This window comes from Paenibacillus sp. 01T443 (assembly GCF_056398325.1).
The window spans coordinates 643,149-660,690 of the sequence record NZ_JBFTPE010000005.1; the positions used below are offsets into that span (position 1 = coordinate 643,149).

Annotated in this window: 15 protein-coding genes; 6 read left to right on the forward strand and 9 right to left on the reverse strand. The window is 48.1% G+C overall.

The window, feature by feature from the left end; all coding sequences use genetic code 11:
- Window positions 1–118: 118 nt before the first annotated feature.
- Together AC1DLI_RS10485 and AC1DLI_RS10490 are read left to right on the forward strand one after the other, a co-directional pair.
- Window positions 119–925, forward strand: a complete 807-nt coding sequence (locus tag AC1DLI_RS10485; RefSeq protein WP_477602182.1) for a DUF6597 domain-containing transcriptional factor — start codon at window positions 119–121, stop codon at window positions 923–925.
- Window positions 926–1,088: 163 nt separating this feature from the next.
- The gene (locus AC1DLI_RS10490) at window positions 1,089–1,910 is read left to right on the forward strand and encodes a hypothetical protein (protein ID WP_477602184.1); all 822 of its coding nucleotides are present in this window, start codon (window positions 1,089–1,091) and stop codon (window positions 1,908–1,910) included.
- A gap of 235 nt (window positions 1,911–2,145) precedes the next feature.
- On the opposite strand, the gene AC1DLI_RS10495 is transcribed toward AC1DLI_RS10490, so the two are convergent.
- The 4 genes from AC1DLI_RS10495 to AC1DLI_RS10510 all read right to left on the reverse strand — a co-directional run bounded on the left by AC1DLI_RS10495 (window position 2,146) and on the right by AC1DLI_RS10510 (window position 7,251).
- Complete coding sequence (locus AC1DLI_RS10495; RefSeq protein ID WP_477602186.1) at window positions 2,146–3,723, reverse strand: ATP-binding protein; 1,578 nt, start codon at window positions 3,721–3,723, stop codon at window positions 2,146–2,148.
- A gap of 213 nt (window positions 3,724–3,936) precedes the next feature.
- Window positions 3,937–5,064 (reverse strand): copper amine oxidase N-terminal domain-containing protein, encoded by a 1,128-nt coding sequence (locus AC1DLI_RS10500; RefSeq protein ID WP_477602188.1) that lies wholly within the window; start codon window positions 5,062–5,064, stop codon window positions 3,937–3,939.
- Window positions 5,065–5,192: 128 nt separating this feature from the next.
- Window positions 5,193–6,326: a bifunctional cystathionine gamma-lyase/homocysteine desulfhydrase gene (locus AC1DLI_RS10505; protein WP_477602383.1), complete on the reverse strand. Its 1,134-nt coding sequence runs from the start codon at window positions 6,324–6,326 to the stop codon at window positions 5,193–5,195.
- A 1-nt stretch (window position 6,327) separates the two neighbouring features.
- Window positions 6,328–7,251, reverse strand: a complete 924-nt coding sequence (locus AC1DLI_RS10510; protein ID WP_477602190.1) for a PLP-dependent cysteine synthase family protein — start codon at window positions 7,249–7,251, stop codon at window positions 6,328–6,330.
- 267 nt (window positions 7,252–7,518) lie between these two features.
- Between AC1DLI_RS10510 and AC1DLI_RS10515 the strand changes: the two genes are divergently transcribed.
- Window positions 7,519–9,003: an MDR family MFS transporter gene (locus AC1DLI_RS10515; RefSeq protein ID WP_477602192.1), complete on the forward strand. Its 1,485-nt coding sequence runs from the start codon at window positions 7,519–7,521 to the stop codon at window positions 9,001–9,003.
- A 42-nt stretch (window positions 9,004–9,045) separates the two neighbouring features.
- Here AC1DLI_RS10515 and AC1DLI_RS10520 read toward each other — a convergent pair whose 3' ends face one another.
- The 5 genes from AC1DLI_RS10520 to AC1DLI_RS10540 form a co-directional block, all read right to left on the reverse strand.
- A complete protein-coding gene (locus tag AC1DLI_RS10520) occupies window positions 9,046–9,720 on the reverse strand; it encodes a methionine ABC transporter permease (RefSeq protein WP_477602194.1) in 675 nt (224 codons plus the stop codon).
- Window positions 9,710–10,738, reverse strand: coding sequence for a methionine ABC transporter ATP-binding protein (locus tag AC1DLI_RS10525; RefSeq protein ID WP_477602196.1), 1,029 nt, complete (start codon window positions 10,736–10,738; stop codon window positions 9,710–9,712). Before AC1DLI_RS10525 ends, AC1DLI_RS10520 begins: the two co-directional genes overlap by 11 nt.
- Window positions 10,739–10,815: 77 nt before the next feature.
- Window positions 10,816–11,640 carry a MetQ/NlpA family ABC transporter substrate-binding protein gene (locus tag AC1DLI_RS10530; RefSeq protein WP_477602197.1) on the reverse strand — a complete coding sequence of 275 codons (825 nt, stop codon included), beginning with the start codon at window positions 11,638–11,640 and terminating at the stop codon, window positions 10,816–10,818.
- A gap of 295 nt (window positions 11,641–11,935) precedes the next feature.
- The gene (gene thrS, locus AC1DLI_RS10535; RefSeq protein WP_477602199.1) at window positions 11,936–13,849 is read right to left on the reverse strand and encodes a threonine--tRNA ligase; all 1,914 of its coding nucleotides are present in this window, start codon (window positions 13,847–13,849) and stop codon (window positions 11,936–11,938) included.
- Between the two features lie 388 nt (window positions 13,850–14,237).
- Window positions 14,238–15,020 (reverse strand): AraC family transcriptional regulator, encoded by a 783-nt coding sequence (locus tag AC1DLI_RS10540; protein WP_477602201.1) that lies wholly within the window; start codon window positions 15,018–15,020, stop codon window positions 14,238–14,240.
- Window positions 15,021–15,125: 105 nt separating this feature from the next.
- On the opposite strand from AC1DLI_RS10540, the gene pyk reads away from it, so the two are divergent.
- The 3 genes from pyk (at window position 15,126) to AC1DLI_RS10555 (ending at window position 17,542) form a co-directional block, all read left to right on the forward strand.
- Entirely contained in the window at window positions 15,126–16,541 is a 1,416-nt protein-coding gene (gene pyk, locus AC1DLI_RS10545) for a pyruvate kinase (RefSeq protein ID WP_477602203.1), read from the forward strand.
- A 175-nt stretch (window positions 16,542–16,716) separates the two neighbouring features.
- Entirely contained in the window at window positions 16,717–17,013 is a 297-nt protein-coding gene (locus tag AC1DLI_RS10550) for a hypothetical protein (protein WP_477602205.1), read from the forward strand.
- 154 nt (window positions 17,014–17,167) lie between these two features.
- Window positions 17,168–17,542, forward strand: a complete 375-nt coding sequence (locus AC1DLI_RS10555; RefSeq protein ID WP_477602207.1) for a hypothetical protein — start codon at window positions 17,168–17,170, stop codon at window positions 17,540–17,542.

The following is a 17,542-nucleotide window of genomic DNA, read 5'->3' on the forward strand; positions in this document are numbered from 1 at the left end:
CATAAAATATAGGGTTTGCCGCTGTTAGCGGCTGGCGCTTTCTTTGCTAAGTATAACGTTGTCCAACTGGCCGGTATTGTAAAAACGCGACAAATCGATCAATAGGAGAGATTTATAGATGCCAAATACAACGCAAAAACGCAGCATGGGTATACTTCAGCTAAGCGAGGGCGAAAAAAAATACCAGCTTTCCCGCTTCGCTCCCTCAGAGCCGCTCCGACATTTTGTAAAACACTACTGGGTCGTAAGGTGGGATTTGACCGGCCAGCCTCCTTTTTTGCAGGATGTGATCCCTAATCCATGTGTCAACTTGGTGATGGAGGACCACAGGAGCGGTATTTATGGCGTTGCCAGCCGAATGTATACGAAGAAAATTGAAGGCAAGGGACAAGTATTCGGCATTAAATTTCACCCTGGCGGTTTTTATCCCTTTATACGCACGGCGCTCTCCAACCTGACGGATCAATCGCTAGCTATCGAAGAGATATTTGGCGCGGATGCGGCCGAATATGAGCAGCAGATGAACGCTGAGACTGACCCCGCGGACAGGATCGCACTTACCGACGCTTTGTTAGTAAAGCATCTTCCGCAGCAGGATGGATCGATTACCCTCATCAATCAGATTATCGACCGGATCCTAATCGATCCCGAGCTGACTAAAGTGGAGCAAATTTGCGATTCTTTTCATCTCAACAAAAGAAAGCTGCAGCGCTTATTTAACCAATATGTCGGAATAAGCCCCAAATGGGTCATCAAGCTTTATCGGCTGCAAAACGCGGCAGAGGCTATGGACACAGGCAAACACTATGACACGCTCAAGCTCTCTGTCGATCTCGGCTATTATGATCAATCGCATTTCATTAAGGATTTCAAATCCATTATCGGCAAAACGCCAGATGAGTATGCGAAGCCGGCTGTCTTGTAGATCAATCGCTTGACGGCATTCGGAAGCTTCCTGTATATTAATGGAATCAACAAAATAAGTTCGGCTTACGATGGAAGCACCCGTAAGAGATGGCGTATACCGCCTATCTTACTGGTGCTTTTTTTGTGTTGTATTGCCGAAACCAAAGGAGGCTCCATTGTTCATGAAAACCGCTTCAAGGTTAGCCGTATTCGGTCTCGTCCTCTTGTTCCTGCTAGCCGTTCCGTCCGTCCTTTCAGCCGCATCGTTTGAATTTAGCGCCACCGCCAAAACTGCTTTTGACAAAATGAAAAGCGCGGCAGATAAGACGACAGCCGCCAAGTTAACCTCGCAGTATGCCGAGCTTCAAAGCGTGCAGAAGCAGACCATCGACTGGGATAGCCGCATCGACAAGCTTCATTATCAAAACGAGGAGGCCGTGCTCGCAACCCGCAAACGAATAAAGGAAATTGACGCGAATAAGCTGCTGCAGCTTGAGTCCGCCGTCACGCAAACCAAGAAGAAATACGAGCCTTTATTCAGACTCTACGACTCATTGAATCAGCAGCTAAGCATTGCGAAATCATTTAAGGATAAACTCGCTACGAGCCTCTTGAAGCCGCAGGTCGAAACGACAAGAGCAGCCGTTCAGCTTGCCAAGCTGGATATTCGAAGCAAGGAAGCAGCGCTTAAGGAGGCCAAAGCGAATACGGCTAAGTCGATAAAAAAGCTTCGCGACCAGCTGAGCGGTATCGATGCAATCAAATTGAAAATAAAAGCATCCAAAAGCTCGATCAGCAGCATCAAGAAATATTTCACAACCGAAACCTCCATCTTAAAGCAAGCGGTAAAAAAAGGAGATGCGGCCGCGTCATCCAGCTCTTTAACAAGAATGCTTGCCTATATTAAGCAAATTAACGAGCATAAACAAAAAACCTATGCCTATGAGCAGCAAACGACAAGTATCATTGCCAAGGTCGAGGCTCAGATTTCCAGCTACAAGTAATCGGATGAAAGCAAAAGCGCGCCCCGGATTCCGAAGCGCGCTCCCGCTTGCAACTTAAAGACTTAACGATTCGCACTCACAGCAGCACAAGCGTAAACGGCTGACGCCGTCTTTAGCGGCAGAAGCTCGTTTCGCGATGAAATATAAGCACTGTATAAGGTAAAAATTTATACTTTCTTTTATTTTAAAAAAAGACGGCCCGTCGGCTGAATGCCGATTATAGCCGTCTCTTCTTTCATGAAGCAGGAAACCAAACCTCGACGATCGTCCCTATACCCAGCTCGCTGGATACGACTAGACGCCCATTATGAGAGGATACTATTTTATCCACCATCATCATGCCTAGTCCGTTCCCGTCACGTCTTGTCGTATGAAAGGGCTGCCCGATGCGCTGCTTTACTTCTTCTGTCATGCCAACGCCGTTATCCATAAACTGAATCCGTTGGTAATCATCGACGATATCCAGCAGGACATTTATCTCGCCTCCGAATGGCAAAGCTTCCATCGCGTTTTTCAAAATATTCAAAAACACTTGCTTCACTTGGTCACGATCGCATGGAATCGTCGTCGATTCAATAAATTGTGTACGGATTACAATCCCGTTCATCTCGAATTGCATTTCTAATACGGACAAGACCTCTTGCAGAATTACAGCGCATTGCTCATCCTTGTATTGTATCGCCTGCGGTCTCCCTAATATCAAAAACTCGCCCACAATGGCATTCATTCGCTCCAGCTCCGACATCATCAGGTTGTAATAATGAGGATTGGTGGTCTTGCTTGATAATTGAAGTATGCCCTTTACCGTGGTCATCGGATTACGGATTTCATGTGCGATGCTTACCGCGAGTTGACCTGCAAACCCTAGCTTCTCGCTGTTGCGCAGCAGCTCTTCCGTCATCTTCATTTCGGTAATGTCCCTCAGGCTGCCAACGACCCGAATAAGCTGCTCATTGTCATAGATAGGTACTACATCAAGCATGTAATAATTAAGCTTATTTTCTACCATAATAGAAACTTCTTCACCCACGCATGACTCACCGTGCAGGATAACTCTTTCAAAATACTGCCCAATTCTGCTCATGTGAAAAACGCTTGTACCTACGACGAAACGTTTCTCGTGGATTGCCATGCCCAGTATGAATGTGCTGTTATCATTTATTTCTAGGATGGATCCCCTTGCATCGGTAATAATGACGCCGTAATAATTAGTCTCGAGCAGCACCTGATTCAGGATTTGAAGCTGGGTGTTCTGTTTGTGTAACAGCAGCTCACGCTCAATCGAATCGACGATTGTACATAAGAGGGCAAGTAAATGGGGATGAGCGGATTGTATATCTGTCATGAGCGAAAGCGTTCCAAGGAGCTGACCATTGTCTTCCGCGTGAATAGGAGCCGTGTAGCATGCAAGCTGGTGCAATACCTTATGGTAGTGGTCCTCTCCTAGAAGCTGAACCGGAAGATCGTTACGCAAGCATAAATCAATCGCGTTCGTACTCAGCTCTTCCGAGAAACGAACTCCCTCCGTTATTCCCAATTGACGCACCTTGCTTATAATAGACGGGTTCCCTTTGAATTCAAGAATAAAACCCTTGTCGTCCGTGATAGCAACTAAAAAAGGATCGCCAGGGACAGAGGATAAAAACTTATCTACAAATAGGCTGATAACCTCGATAACGTCTTTGTAGTGTGCTTGCCGGGATTCCAGCTCCTCTTTAGAAAACCATTCTGTATATTTAGGAAGCTCGTACGGGTTTAAGCCCCGCAACCGGCATTGATTATGTGATTCTAGGACCATATTATTATTTATCATTTTGTTTTACCAACTAACCTTTCCAGGACCTTTTGCTTCCATATTGTTGGACATTATCCAAAATTCTAGCTTAACTCCTCACAATCCTTCCCATATTTATTAAAAATCGCTTATAATTGCCGAATTCATGCAATTTCGTATCGGGAACAACAAAAAAAGCGATGCTTAACGGTAAGGAACCCTTAAGCAAACGCTTTTCTATGATTATTTCTATTACGCTTTAGGCAAAAGCTTAATCTTCATATCATCGAGATAAAAGGTCGTCAATCCCTCGTAACCGGAGTCGCTTCCGACAATGACATAAATCTCGCCTTGCTCATTGGATTGGAGCGTTGTGCTGTATTGCATTGCTACCGGCTGAAAACCTTTAAGTGAACTATTGGGCTGTACCATATTTCCGACGATTTTCATATCATCGCCTTCTGTTTGCTGGTTGCCTTTATCAATATTCATGCGGTAGTACGTCTGCCCCTCGGTATCCGACTGTAAGGTTCTAGGCTCTTTGCTCACGAAGCCCGCTTTAATGCTTACCGCTTCCCCAGGCGCTCCGCCAACTCCCACCATGCCGCCTGCTTGGTCCGTATAAAGCTGGAAGGATAATGATGCTTGATACATGGTATGTGGTTCAAGTCCTTCGATTTTCTTCGTCACAAACATAAACAAGTCGTCGCTGCGATTCATTCCGTTAAGCTTTAGACCGTAGTTTGTTTTATTATTAGCCGTGGGCAGCAATTCCCTGGCAAATTTCAAATCATAGATAGACGGATCATAGTCTACAGGCAAATCGGCAAAGGCACCCTTCCAGCCTTCTTCGCCTTGGTTAAAGGTGTAGTGAAAAGACTGCCCCATCTCGCTCGCCTGTATCGTAATTGTTTTTTTCTTCGCTTCCCAGGCCGTTTCCGCCCCAAGCAGCTGCGCTACCATTTTTGCGGGAACAAAGGTTGTGCCTTTCACGACAGCTACCTTTGCAGGCAGCTTCACATTTTTTATATAAGTGCCAACCACCGTATCGCTGTTGATCGTCAAGCTTACGGTTAATCCGTCGCGGCTTAAAGTAATTTTTTTCGTTGCCGCATCCAAATGAATAGCAGCTTGCAATCCCTCCGCCAATGCTCTTACTGGAACCATAGTTATGCCGTTTAGAATATAAGGAGCCGCATCTAACGTATGCTCGCCGCGATAATCTATCGATTTGTTGCTGCCGATCTGAAATTGAAGAGGGGCAGACGGATTACCTGCAGCGCTGTATGAAATTCCTCCTGGAGCTATAGTACTTAGAAGTACGGCTGTCGAGAGTGAAGCTACGATTATTTTTCTGTTCAGCAATTGTTTTAAGGTCATTTTTCTACCGTCCTTTTCTCGCAAGTCATTTAGTATACTTTACTAACGTGACGAGGACGATATATGTTGCGGAGAAAATGATCCTTAGTCCAATCTTAGCTCGGTGAGGGCTATTTGGGTGAGTGGCGCTAAATCAAGCTCTGCTCCAAATCCTCAATCAGGTCCTCGCTATCCTCGATGCCTACCGAGATACGGATTAACCCATCGGTAATGCCGAGTAATGCTCGCCTTTCGCTCGGTATCGACGCATGCGTCATTCGAGCGGGCACGGAAATGAGGCTTTCCACAGCGCCCAGGCTTTCGGCAAGCGTGAAGTATTTCAGCTTTTTGATGACCTCAGCCGCTTTCTCCCCGCTCCCAACGTCAAACGAAATAATGCCCCCGAATCCGCGTGCCTGCCGTTTGGCCAGCTCATGCTGAGGATGGCTCGGCAATCCGGGATAGTGAATATTTTGAATCGCTGTCTGCCCTGATAAATAAGTGACGATTGCCCGTGCATTTTCTTCATGGGCTTCCATTCGCAGGCCCAGCGTCTTTAATCCGCGGATGAGCAGCCATGAATCCTGGGGAGCAAGCACGCCGCCGATTGCATTTTGCACAAAATGCAGCTCTTCGCCCAGCTTATCGTTATTCACGACTGCAAGCCCCGCAACCACGTCGCTATGTCCGCCAATATACTTCGTAGCCGAATGGAGCACAATATCCGCTCCGAGCGCCAGCGGCGTCTGCCAATAGGGCGTGCTAAACGTATTATCTACGATAAAGAGCAGCTGCTTGGTTTTGGCCCATACCGCTACCGCCGCAATATCTGTAACCTTAAGCAGCGGATTTGTCGGTGTTTCTACAAACAGCGCTTTTGTATTGGGCTGGAGAGCCTTTTCCATTTCCTCCAGGCTTGTCGTATCTGCAAAGGTTGCTTCAATACCGAGCCGGCTCAGCACCTTCGTGACGATGCGATACGTTCCTCCATAAACGTCATCGGTCAAAATAATATGGTCGCCAGTGCTCAGCAAGGAGAATACAGCATGGATGGCAGCCATACCCGAGCTGAAAGCAAAACCTCTCGCACCCTCCTCCAAATCAGCAATATATTGCTCCAGCGCATGACGCGTTGGGTTGCCGGTGCGCGAGTATTCATAGCCCTTGTGAACGCCGATATCCTCCTGCTTATAGGTGCTGACCTGATAAATCGGAACGCTTACAGCGCCTGTATGGGGATCAAATGGAATGCCTCCATGAATAAGCTTTGTTTTTCGCTTCAGCTTACTCACCCCCATTATAGATCTGTTTGCTTAAATACCGCTCGCTGCCATCCGGAAAAATGGTAACGATCCGGCTGCCTGGCGCGGCAACCTCCGCCTCCAGCAAAGCCGCATGCAGCGCTGCGCCCGAAGAGCTTCCGACAAGCATGCCTTCAAGCTGCGCCAGCTCCTTCGCCCTTGCAAAAGCATGCTCATCCGATATGGTATGGATGGCATCAAAATACGAGCAGTCCATGAATGGCGCCAGCTTCTCCACACCGATCCCTTCCGTGCGATGCGGTCCCGGTGTTCCGCCGCCTAGTATGGAGCCCTCCGGCTCAACAATGACCGTCTTTACAGCCGGATTTTGCTCCTTCAAGTATCGCGCCGTTCCCATAAAGGTACCTCCAGAGCCCGCGCCGGCCACAAATACGTCAATGGCGCCATTCAATTCATGCCAGAGCTCTGGCCCCAGCGTTTTATAATAGGTTACCGGGTTAGCTTCATTAGAGAATTGCCTAGGGGAATATGAGCCCGGTATTTCCTTCAACAGCTCTTCCGCCTTCTGGACAGCGCCTGTTATACCCAGCTCGGTAGGCGTATTTACGATTTGCGCGCCAAGTGCCCGCATGAGCTGCTGCTTCTCGGTACTAAACTTACTTGGAACGACAAATACCGTAGATACGCCGCGCCCGATTGCCGCAAGGGCGAGTCCGATGCCTGTATTGCCGGCCGTTGCTTCTATTATGGTGCCTCCAGGCGCCAGCTGCCCGGTTGCGAATGCGTGATTCAACAGCTCAATACCGAGTCGGTCCTTGACGCTCCCGCCCGGATTTTTGTACTCTAGCTTGGCGTAAAGCTTAACGCCTTGTGGAAGGGTATAACCCGTAAGCTCAACCAGGGGCGTATTGCCAATCAGCTCATGAATATTTTTATACAAAGCCATCCGCAGTCCCTCCTACGACATTCCATCTCTTCTCATGCCAGTCGGTTTATGGATCCATACCCTTCATCATATGAAGCTGCTTCTGCATGTGTTTCGTTGTTCCGTGATTATTCCCATAGGATGGGCATGTATCTCTACTATTAAAAATAGTTCTATCGTTTAATACAATTATTCAATAATAACTGATAATTCCCATGTGATATGCTGGTTTTATGTTTTTAAGCCCTTTAAATCAGGTTTCCCGTCATGGATAAAGGAGGTTTACGCTTGTTAGCCGGATGGACAGAAAAATTAAGCAAGCCCCTTTTATCTAAAACGTCATTCTGGCCTGCTCTAGCGACCCTCTTTTTCGGTTCTTTTGTTGGCATGTACCATGTTGTTTCGCTTAACGTATCCTTGCCGGGTTTTATGGGCATTTTTCATACCGATCTTGGTAGGGTGCAATGGATCGTTACCGGGTTTTCACTTGCATGCGGCGTTATCGCTCCTGCCGCAGGCTATGCGGAAAATCGCTTCGGCGGAAAAAAGGTTTTTTTATCGTGCCTGCTCGGGATTACAGTCACTTCCTTGCTTTGCGCGCTGTCTTGGAATATTTATGCGCTCATTGCATTTCGCATCCTGCAGGGCTTGTTCTGCGGACTCATCCAGCCTGTATCCCTAGCCTTTATTTATCGGACCGTCCCAGTTGAAAAGCAGCCAATGGCAGTGAGTATCTGGTCGTTTTCAACCATACTCGGAACGGCGCTGGCTCCTTCCGTAAGCGGCTGGCTGCAGGGCTATGATTGGCATTGGATTTTTCTTGTAACCGTACCGATTGGGATACTGGCTTTCATTATCGGTATTCGAATCCTTCCATCCAGCCCGGTCAATAAGGAAACCAAGCTGGACCGCACAGGACTTGCGCTGGCAGCTGTAGGCAGCCTTTCGCTATTGCTGCTGTTTGGAAACATTTACGCATGGGGCTGGCATTCCGCCGCTTTTTGGGTATGCCTGGTCACAGGCCTTGCCTGCGCAGTTCTGTTCGTCATCCATCAGCTGCGCTCGGATGCGCCCCTGCTGCAGCTGCGTCTGTTCCGCAATCGAACGTTTGCGGTAAGCCTGGTCATATCGCTCATTCTCTCCGTAGCGCTGTATTCGGGTATTTATTTCATCCCTCTTTACTTAGCAGAAATTCATGCCCTTAGTTCGTTCCATATCGCTCTTTTGTTTTTGCCGGGGGCGGCATGCCTGACCTGCGCAACCTTCTTCTCGGGGCGCTATTACAATAAACTCGGTCCCGCTGCGCTCGCTATTGCGGGCTGCATTATTCTCATTGCCACAACCTATCTGTTCAGCCGTTTGCAGCTCAGCACAAGCCTGCTGACGATTATGATCATCATTGCGATCCGCAATACCGGAACCGGCCTGGCCCTAACTCCCGTTACCAATGCGGGAATGATGGCAATCCCCAAAGAGCTGAGCGGCCATGCCTCTGCTCTCATTAATTGGCTTAGACAAATTTTCAGTTCGATGGCTTTAGGCTTGTTTACCTCCTTGTTCTATGCAAGGCTTGCCGCTCATCAAGCCCGCATCGGTGAGGGGGAGGAGGTTTTTCCAAAGGCTTATACAATGAGCATTAATGATGCCTTCTTCATCTCCTGTGTGTGCATTTTATCTGCACTGCCGCTCGCCTTCCTGCTGCGCAAACAGCAAGCAGGCTCCAAGGAAGCTGACCCGGCCAAACTCAAAAAGACTGTCCCGACAGAAGGGTAACTTCTGTCGGAGCAGTTTCTTTTGATGCCAATATGCGTCTGTTCAATGCTTTCTTAGCTTTTTTGAAACCCAATTCCCGATGGATTGCATCAGCTGCACGAGTAAAATAAGAATAATGACACATACGTACATGACATCGGGCTCCCAGCGCTGATATCCGTAACGGATGGCCACATCCCCGAGACCGCCGGCCCCCATTACACCTGCCATCGCAGTCGCTCCAATCAAGCCGATTGTGGCAATGGTCAGACTGAGCACGATGCCTGGTCTCGCCTCCTTCAGAATGACCTTCCAAATAATTTGCCGCCTTGATGCGCCCATCGCTTGAAAAGCCTCAATGACACCGGGATTGACTTCGAGCAAGGCCGATTCAATAAGTCTCGCAATATAAGGCGCCGTATAGAATACAAGCGGCACGATAGCTCCTTTTACCCCGATTGTCGTATGCACAATCCATTTTGTAATCGGAATAATAGCAATTAAAATAATAATAAAAGGGACGGAACGAAGGATGTTTATGACCGTGTTGAGCAAATGATACAGCGAAAGGCTGGCGTAGATATGGTTTGGGCGCAGCACAACTAAGCAGATGCCAAGAAATAACCCGATTAAGGTCGAGAAGAGCAATGACCAGCCTACCATGGCTGCCGTTTCTCCCAGAGCCTCCGTATAAAGCACACGATTTTCAATTAGGCTGTCAAAGAAGCTATCCAGCATGATCAAGCACCTCCACCTGCATGCCGTTTTGAATCATATACGCAATTCCTTGCTGGATGACCCCCGAGTTGCCAGTCAGGCTGATAATGAGGAAGCCAAACACGGTGTCTTTTATTTTTGTAATATTCCCGTACAGAATACTTGGCCGCAGCTGGTAGCGCAGCGTTAAGTCCGCTAGAATCGGCTCGCTTACCGTTTCTCCAACGAATGAAATGCGAAGCAGCTGCCCTTCGCCAGCTTGGTGCCCCCCTCTTTCAAGCAGCTCCAGTGGCAAATCGATATCAAACACGCTTTTTGTAAAATTTTTCGTCGTATCCGTGCGCGGATTTATAAATAGCTCCAGAATGGTGCCTTGCTCCACTATGACGCCATCCTCCATGACGGCGACCCGATCACAGATTTTTTTTACAACATTCATCTCATGGGTAATGAGCACGATCGTAATCCCATAGGCACGTTGAATGTCGAGCAGCAGGTTCAATATCGAATCGGTCGTTTGCGGATCAAGCGCCGATGTTGCCTCATCGCATAATAAAATTTCCGGTTCATTGGCAAGCGCTCTTGCAATAGCCACGCGCTGCTTCTGGCCTCCCGACAACTGAGCGGGAAACGCCCCTCTCTTCTCCTCAAGACCGACGAGCGACATTAACTCATTTACCCTCGCTTCGATTTGTTTTTTTGGAAGGCCTGCCAGCACGAGTGGCGATGCAATATTTTGATAAACGGTACTCGACATCAACAAATTGAAGTTTTGAAAAATCATGCCGATTTTACGCCGCATCATTCGAAGCTGCTGCTCGTTCAGCGTTGCAAGCTCCGTTCCGTTCACCCTTACCGTACCTGCTGAAGGCCGCTCCAAATAGTTGATGCACCGCAGCAGCGAGCTCTTTCCTGCGCCGCTGTAGCCGATAATACCGAATATTTCACCTTTGCGGATATGAAGATTAGCGTCTTTTACCGCATGGACTTCCTGCTTGCCCTGTTGATACGTTTTGCTCACATTTTCGATCCAGATCACAATAAAACCACCGCCTCTGCTAAAATGTTAAAAAGGTCCCTTCATCTAAGAAGAGACCTAAGCTTTTATCCAGCTACCTACCAAGATGCAACAATATAAGTGCCGTATTTTTCTTCCACGAATTTCTTGACTTGATCGGAATGATACGCTTTAATCAGCCGTTTGAATACCGGTTTATCCTTGTCTTCTGTTCTTACCGCGATAATGTTAACCCAAGGAGAATCCTTAGGCTCGATAAAAATGGCGTCCTTTGTCGGTACGAAGCCGGCTTCCACCGCATAATTCGTGTTAATGACCGCTGCGGTCAAATCGCCAAGCGCTTTCGGAATAAACGCCGCGTCGAGCTCCTCGAATTTCAAATTGAGCTTATTTTCCGCGATATCGCGTACGGTCGCTTTGATGCCCACGCCTTCCTTCAGCTTGATGAGGCCTGCATTTTCGAACAGAATTAATGCTCTGGCGCCATTTGTCGGATCGTTAGGCAAACCGATAACGTCGCCTTCCTTAATTTCAGAAACCTCTTTAATTTTCTCGGAATAGAAGCCAATTGGAAAATTAAGCGTATTGGCGATCTTTGCGATATCAAGATTGTTATCCTTCTTGAATTGATCGAGATAGGGCTCATGCTGGAACGCATTGGCGTCTAACTCACCTTCAGCCAGCACCTTATTGGGCTGTACATAGTCGTTGAATACGACCAGCTCGATTTCAAGGTCATCCTTCGCCGCGACCTCCTGCACTTGCTTCCAGATCTCCTCCTCTACGCCCGCCGATATTCCTACCTTCAGCTTCGCCTTCTCTCCATCTCCTTCTGCTTCAGTGGAGGCTGGCTTGCTGCTGCATGCCGCAAGCACGGCTGATAATACCAGTGTCAGCACAATCAACACGAATTTTTGCTTCATTTTACTTTCCCCCTGCTTCATGGTTTTTTTCCAGCTCATGAACGGCTAAGAACAAAGAAAAGCCCTTATTCTACAGAAAACGGCCTCCTGCGCCGCCGTTCCGTAAAATAAGAGCTTTTAGTCGTCTAATCAGCTCAATAGCATATAATTCCGATGAAATTACTATAGATTAAATTTCGGCATTCTGTCAACGTATTTATTTGTTATTGTAATGACAGCATTCCCATGAATGACCAATCAAAAAGAACGGCTATGTCATTATCAAAATGAACATAGCCCTTTTCTTATTATTCGCTTATGACTTTGCCAAAATCTCTTCCTTTAGCCGCTTTACGACTTCACGAACAGCTTCCGAACCGAGGTCTCCCCCGCCCCTCTTCCGGATGGCGGCCGTACCCACATTTTTCTCGTTCTCGCCGAGTACCAGCATGTAAGGGACTTTCTCTAGCCCGGCTTCACGGATTTTATAGCCCAGCTTTTCATTGCGTATATCAACCTGCGTGCGTATGCCCGCTTCAGCCAGCTCTTGCTTAACTTGTAGAGCATAGTCAACATACTTCTCCGACACAGGCAGCAGCTTAACCTGAACAGGTGCCAGCCAGAGCGGAAACGCACCCGAGAAATGCTCTGTCAAAATCCCAATAAAGCGGTCTATCGATCCGTATACTGCACGGTGGATGACGACGGGACGATGCTTCTGATTGTCCTCACCGATGTAGGACAAATCAAACTTCTCCGGCATTTGAAAGTCCAGCTGAATCGTCCCGCATTGCCAGCTTCGCTTAAGAGCATCGAGAATGTGGAAGTCAATTTTCGGACCATAAAAAGCGCCGTCGCCCTCATTCACGCGATATTGAATATTGCGGCTGTCCAGCACGCTGCGCAGCGATTGCTCAGCTTCATGCCAAAGCTCCTCCGAGCCCATGGAATCCTCCGGCCTTGTCGACAGCTCGATTTTGAACTCGAAGCCAAAAACCTTGTAAATATGGTCAATCAGCGCGATTGCCCGGCTGATTTCCTCTTCAATTTGATCAGGTCTGACGAAGATATGAGCATCGTCCTGGCAGAATGTACGGACACGCATCATCCCATTCAGCGCCCCCGAATACTCATGCCGGTGCACCTGGCCGAATTCTGCCATACGGATCGGCAGCTCCCTGTAGGAATGCAGACTGTTTTTGAAAATCAGCATATGCCCCGGACAGTTCATTGGTTTAAGCGCATAAGGCGTATCGTCAACATCCGTGAAATACATGTTGTCTTTGTAGTGGTCCCAGTGTCCCGATTGCTCCCATAACCGCCTGTTCATCATGAAGGGCGTGCGTACTTCCTCGTAATCCCGCTGCCGCTGAAGCTCGCGGATCAGATTCTCCAGTTCCGTGCGGACAGTCATGCCGTTAGGCAAATAGAACGGCATGCCCGGCGCTTCCTCGGAGAACATGAAGAGCCCAAGCTCTTTGCCGAGCTTGCGGTGATCGCGTTTCTTCGCTTCCTCAAGCAGATGAAGATGCTCCTCCAGCTGCGTTTTCTTCGGAAATGACGTACCGTATATCCGCTGCAGCATTTTATTGTCGGAATTCCCGCGCCAATAAGCCCCAGCTACATTTTGCAGCTTAAACGCCTTGATGCGTCCAGTGGACGGCAAATGCGGACCTCGGCAAAGATCAACAAATTCGCCTTGCTCGTAGAGCGTAATGTCCGCATCCTCCGGCAAATCGCGGATCAGCTCCAGCTTGAGCGGCTCTTCCTGCTGTACAAAAAACGTAGCCGCTTCCTCACAGCTCACTTCACGGCGCTGGATCGGCAGATCTTCTTGTATGATTCGGTTCATTTCCGCTTCAATGCTGGCAAGATCGTCAAGGGATAACGGCTTTTCGATATCGATGTCATAATAGAAGCCGTCTTCGATTACCGGGCCGATTCCCAGCTTAACTGCCTTATTCCCGTAAATCCGCTTTATGGCTTGTGCCATGACATGGGCTGTACTATGCCTGTAAATCTCCAGCCCGTCTGCTCCGTCAAGCGTTACGACCTCCACCTCGCCATTTGCTTGAATCGCCTCGTGCAAACCGACGAGCTTACCATTCCATTTGCCGGCGACAGCCTTTTTGCTGAGGCCGATGCTGAGCGATTTCGCGATTTGCTCCATGGTCGTGCCCTGCGGATACTCCTTCACTGTTCCATCTGGTAATGTTAATGCAATACTCATTATGCAGCCTCCGATCGAATGGATTGAACGCAAAAAAAACACATCTCTCCCACCAAGGGACGAGTGCGTTCAGCTCGTGGTTCCACCCTCATTCGATCTGCTGCTCTATACTGCTGGCTGACCGCCAGACATTTAGCTCATGCAAGATCCTTATTGAGCATCCGGTAACGGGGATGAAACGGTGCTATTTACAACCGCATAATCAAACTGCGGGTTCAACAGCACGGCTGCAAAGGGGTAATTATACAATCGGTTACTGGGGAGGCTCTCAGCAATCGCCTCTCTCTCTGGACAGCCCGTATTGATAATCATGTCTTTGGTCTAAGCCTATTTCTGGGTAAATTGTAAATCGAACTCGCCAAATAGTCAACTACAATAAATCCCCGCTTTAAACCGTTGAAGAACGCTCATGCAAAAAATCCGAAGGCGAGCTTCCCGTGCTGCGTTTGAAAATGCGATAGAAATAGGAGACGTCATTGTAGCCCAGGTAGTCGGCGATCTCACTGATCATCAGCTGCGATTCCGTCAGCATATAGACCGCCGTTTTCATCCGTTGATTATGAACATATTCGCTGATGGTTTGATTGGTGACGGCTTTGAACAGCGTTGCCGCGTAATTAGGCGTCGTGTTGATGACATCGCCCAGTTCCTCCTTCGTCACCCTCTCACGGTAATGCGTCGAAATATACTGCTTCATGCTGTCCACCCGCCGATGCTTCTCGGAGGTTATGGTCCCTCGGTCCGTCTCTTGATTGATGAAGATTAACGCTTCCGTCAGCAGCGCCTCGGCCATTAATTCGTAATAGGCTGGCCGCTCCTTGTACTGCGTCAAAATCGCCCGAAGCCGCTCCTGTATAACCTCGAAGCAACCGAGCCTCCGCCGTAGCGGCTCTTGCAGCCGAAGGAGCGGAAGCGCGCACTCTGCTGCGGTTTTTCTAAAGTTGATTACGTACTTTGTATGCACGACCGTGGGAATGCTTTTTCCATAATACGGGATATGTCCCGGTATGAGGAGCATATCGCCTTTTTCCAAAATGACCTTCTCCTCGTTCACCCAATATACACATTTCCCGTAGGTAACCAGCAAGAGGTGAAAGGTTAGCTTTCGCCCCTCTCCCTCCTCGTACCAACCCGCCCCATTGTCCTGATGCACATCCAAAATTGCCAGCATAATGAACGCCCCTTAACGCTGTACTATTGTACATCTATTGTACTATAGTTCTTATTACGTTTCGAGCTTCCACGTTACAATGGAAAAAACGAGGAGGCCTACAACATGCTAAAAACAAAAATTATTTGTACAATGGGTCCCGCTTGCGACTCCGTTTCGACGATAAAAGAAATGATCCAGGCAGGAATGACCGTTGGTAGACTGAATATGGCTCACGGCGAATTAGAAGATCACGTCATGCGAATGAATAATATACGGCAGGCTGCGCGCGAGCTAAACACTTTCGTGCCTATTATGATGGATATTAAAGGTCCTGAAGTGCGGATCGGCAAGCTGAAAGAAGCTTCCTGCGAGCTTGTTATCGGCGAGGAGCTTATTCTGACCACTGAAGATGTGCTGGGCGATGCGACCCGTCTGCCTGTTAACTATAACGAGCTTCCTTTGGTCGTAAAACCAGGCGACCGTATTCTTATTGACGATGGGCTCGTCGATCTTACGGTGCTTTCCGTAGAAGGAGCCGATATCCGCTGTAAAATCATCAGCGGCGGTACGCTGAAGCCGCGCAAAGGCGTTAACCTGCCAGGCATCAAAACGACGCTACCAGGCGTAACGGAACGCGATGTCGTGCATATCCATTTCGGCATTGAGCATAATGTCGAGATCATTGCCGCTTCTTTCGTGCGCAAAGCAGAGGATATTTTGGAAATCCGCAACATCCTGGAAGAAGCAAACGCGAGCCATGTACAAATCATTTCCAAGATCGAAAATGAAGAGGGCATGCTCAATCTCGATGCGATTATCGAAGCGTCCGACGGTATCATGGTCGCGCGCGGCGATCTTGGCGTAGAGGTGCCGATTGAGGATGTACCGATGATGCAGCGCGAAATGATCAACAAATGTAACCTTGTAGGCAAGCCGGTTATCGTTGCTACCCATATGCTGGAGTCGATGCAGGTTAACCCGCGCCCTACGAGAGCAGAGGTAAGCGACGTAGCAAATGCCGTTATCCAAGGAGCGGACGTGGTCATGCTCTCAGGCGAGACTGCAGCTGGTAAATATCCGATCGCATCCGTACAGACCATGGCTTCTATCGCGAAAAAAGCGGAATCCATGATCGATTACAAAGAGCAATTCGATAAGAGAAGAGCGCAGCAAAGCACAAACATTACCGAGGTGATCAGCCAAGGCGTTGTGAGCTCCTCGCTTGAGCTGAGTGCTAGGGCGATTCTTACGTCAACAGAAAGCGGCTTTACGGCGCGCATGGTATCCAAATACCGTCCAAAAGCGCCGATTATTGCGATTACCCAGCATGATCATGTCCTGCCGAAAATTTGTTTGCTCTCCGGCGTTATTCCGGTGAAGGGCGATGCAGTTACCACTACCGACGAAATGTTCGAATCCGCTACGCGCAATGCGAAGCTGACTGGGCTTATCGACACAGGCGACATTATCGTTCTGTCGGCTGGCGTTCCAATCGGCCAAGCCGGCGCAACCAACCTGATCAAGGTGACGGTGGTTTAAGCATTTTCAACATACAGAAAATCACAAAAGCTGCACCGTCATCGGACGGTGCAGCTTTTGTTCAATTTTTGCGGATTTTTTCAAGAAGGTTTCACAATAGGCATGCTTTCACATCGCTTTTGGGTCATATTATAATAATAACAATCATTCACTTGGAAGTACGGGAGGAATTGCAATGAAAAAGGAACATACGGTCCATTTCAAAATTATTCATGGCACGGAAACGAGGCTGCTGACCGGCCTGATCTATCTAGAAGAGAATACCCAGCCTACCCTTCAGGACTATGAAGCTTGCCTGAAGCAGTGCGGGCATGATGTACATATCGAGAACCATGAGCAATTTATTTTCCGCTCCAACGATCCGAATAACGATTACATTATCGACGTGCTTGAAAAATACAAAAAAAACGACAAAGATTTACATGCCGACCATCTGGCTCAAAGCTTCGTAAAGAGAACGCCTTTCCTTTAATTAGGATATAACAGCTGCTAAAGTACCTATTCACTAATAAGACCTTGGAAATATTTTCTTAATGAATGTATTATGCTATGCTTTTTATAGAACTAATAAAATGTAAAAGCAGCAAGCAAATATGTTCATTGAGATCCATGAAAGTTGGTGATTTGTGAGTACAGGCGAGAGCATCTCATTAGTGGTCGTCATTCTTATATCCTTGCCTCTTTTCCTGCTCGCCTTCATCGTCATTCGGCAATCGTTCCAGGATAATCGGGAAATCAAACATATTTTAAAGAACGGTGTATCTTTTGATGCGACCGTAAGCTCTATTCGGCAAACCAATACCGAGATTAACGGTCATCCTGAGGTTTTCATAGGCTTAACGATTCCGAGAGAGCATGCGGAGCCCTACCGCACCATAATTAAGGCCGTCGTGTTTATGGTCAATATCCCCCAGTATCAGCCGGGCCGCAAAGTAAAGGTGAAAGTGCTGGAGACGAACGGAAAAATCAAGGTAGCGCTCGAAGGCGTACATGTATTTTAA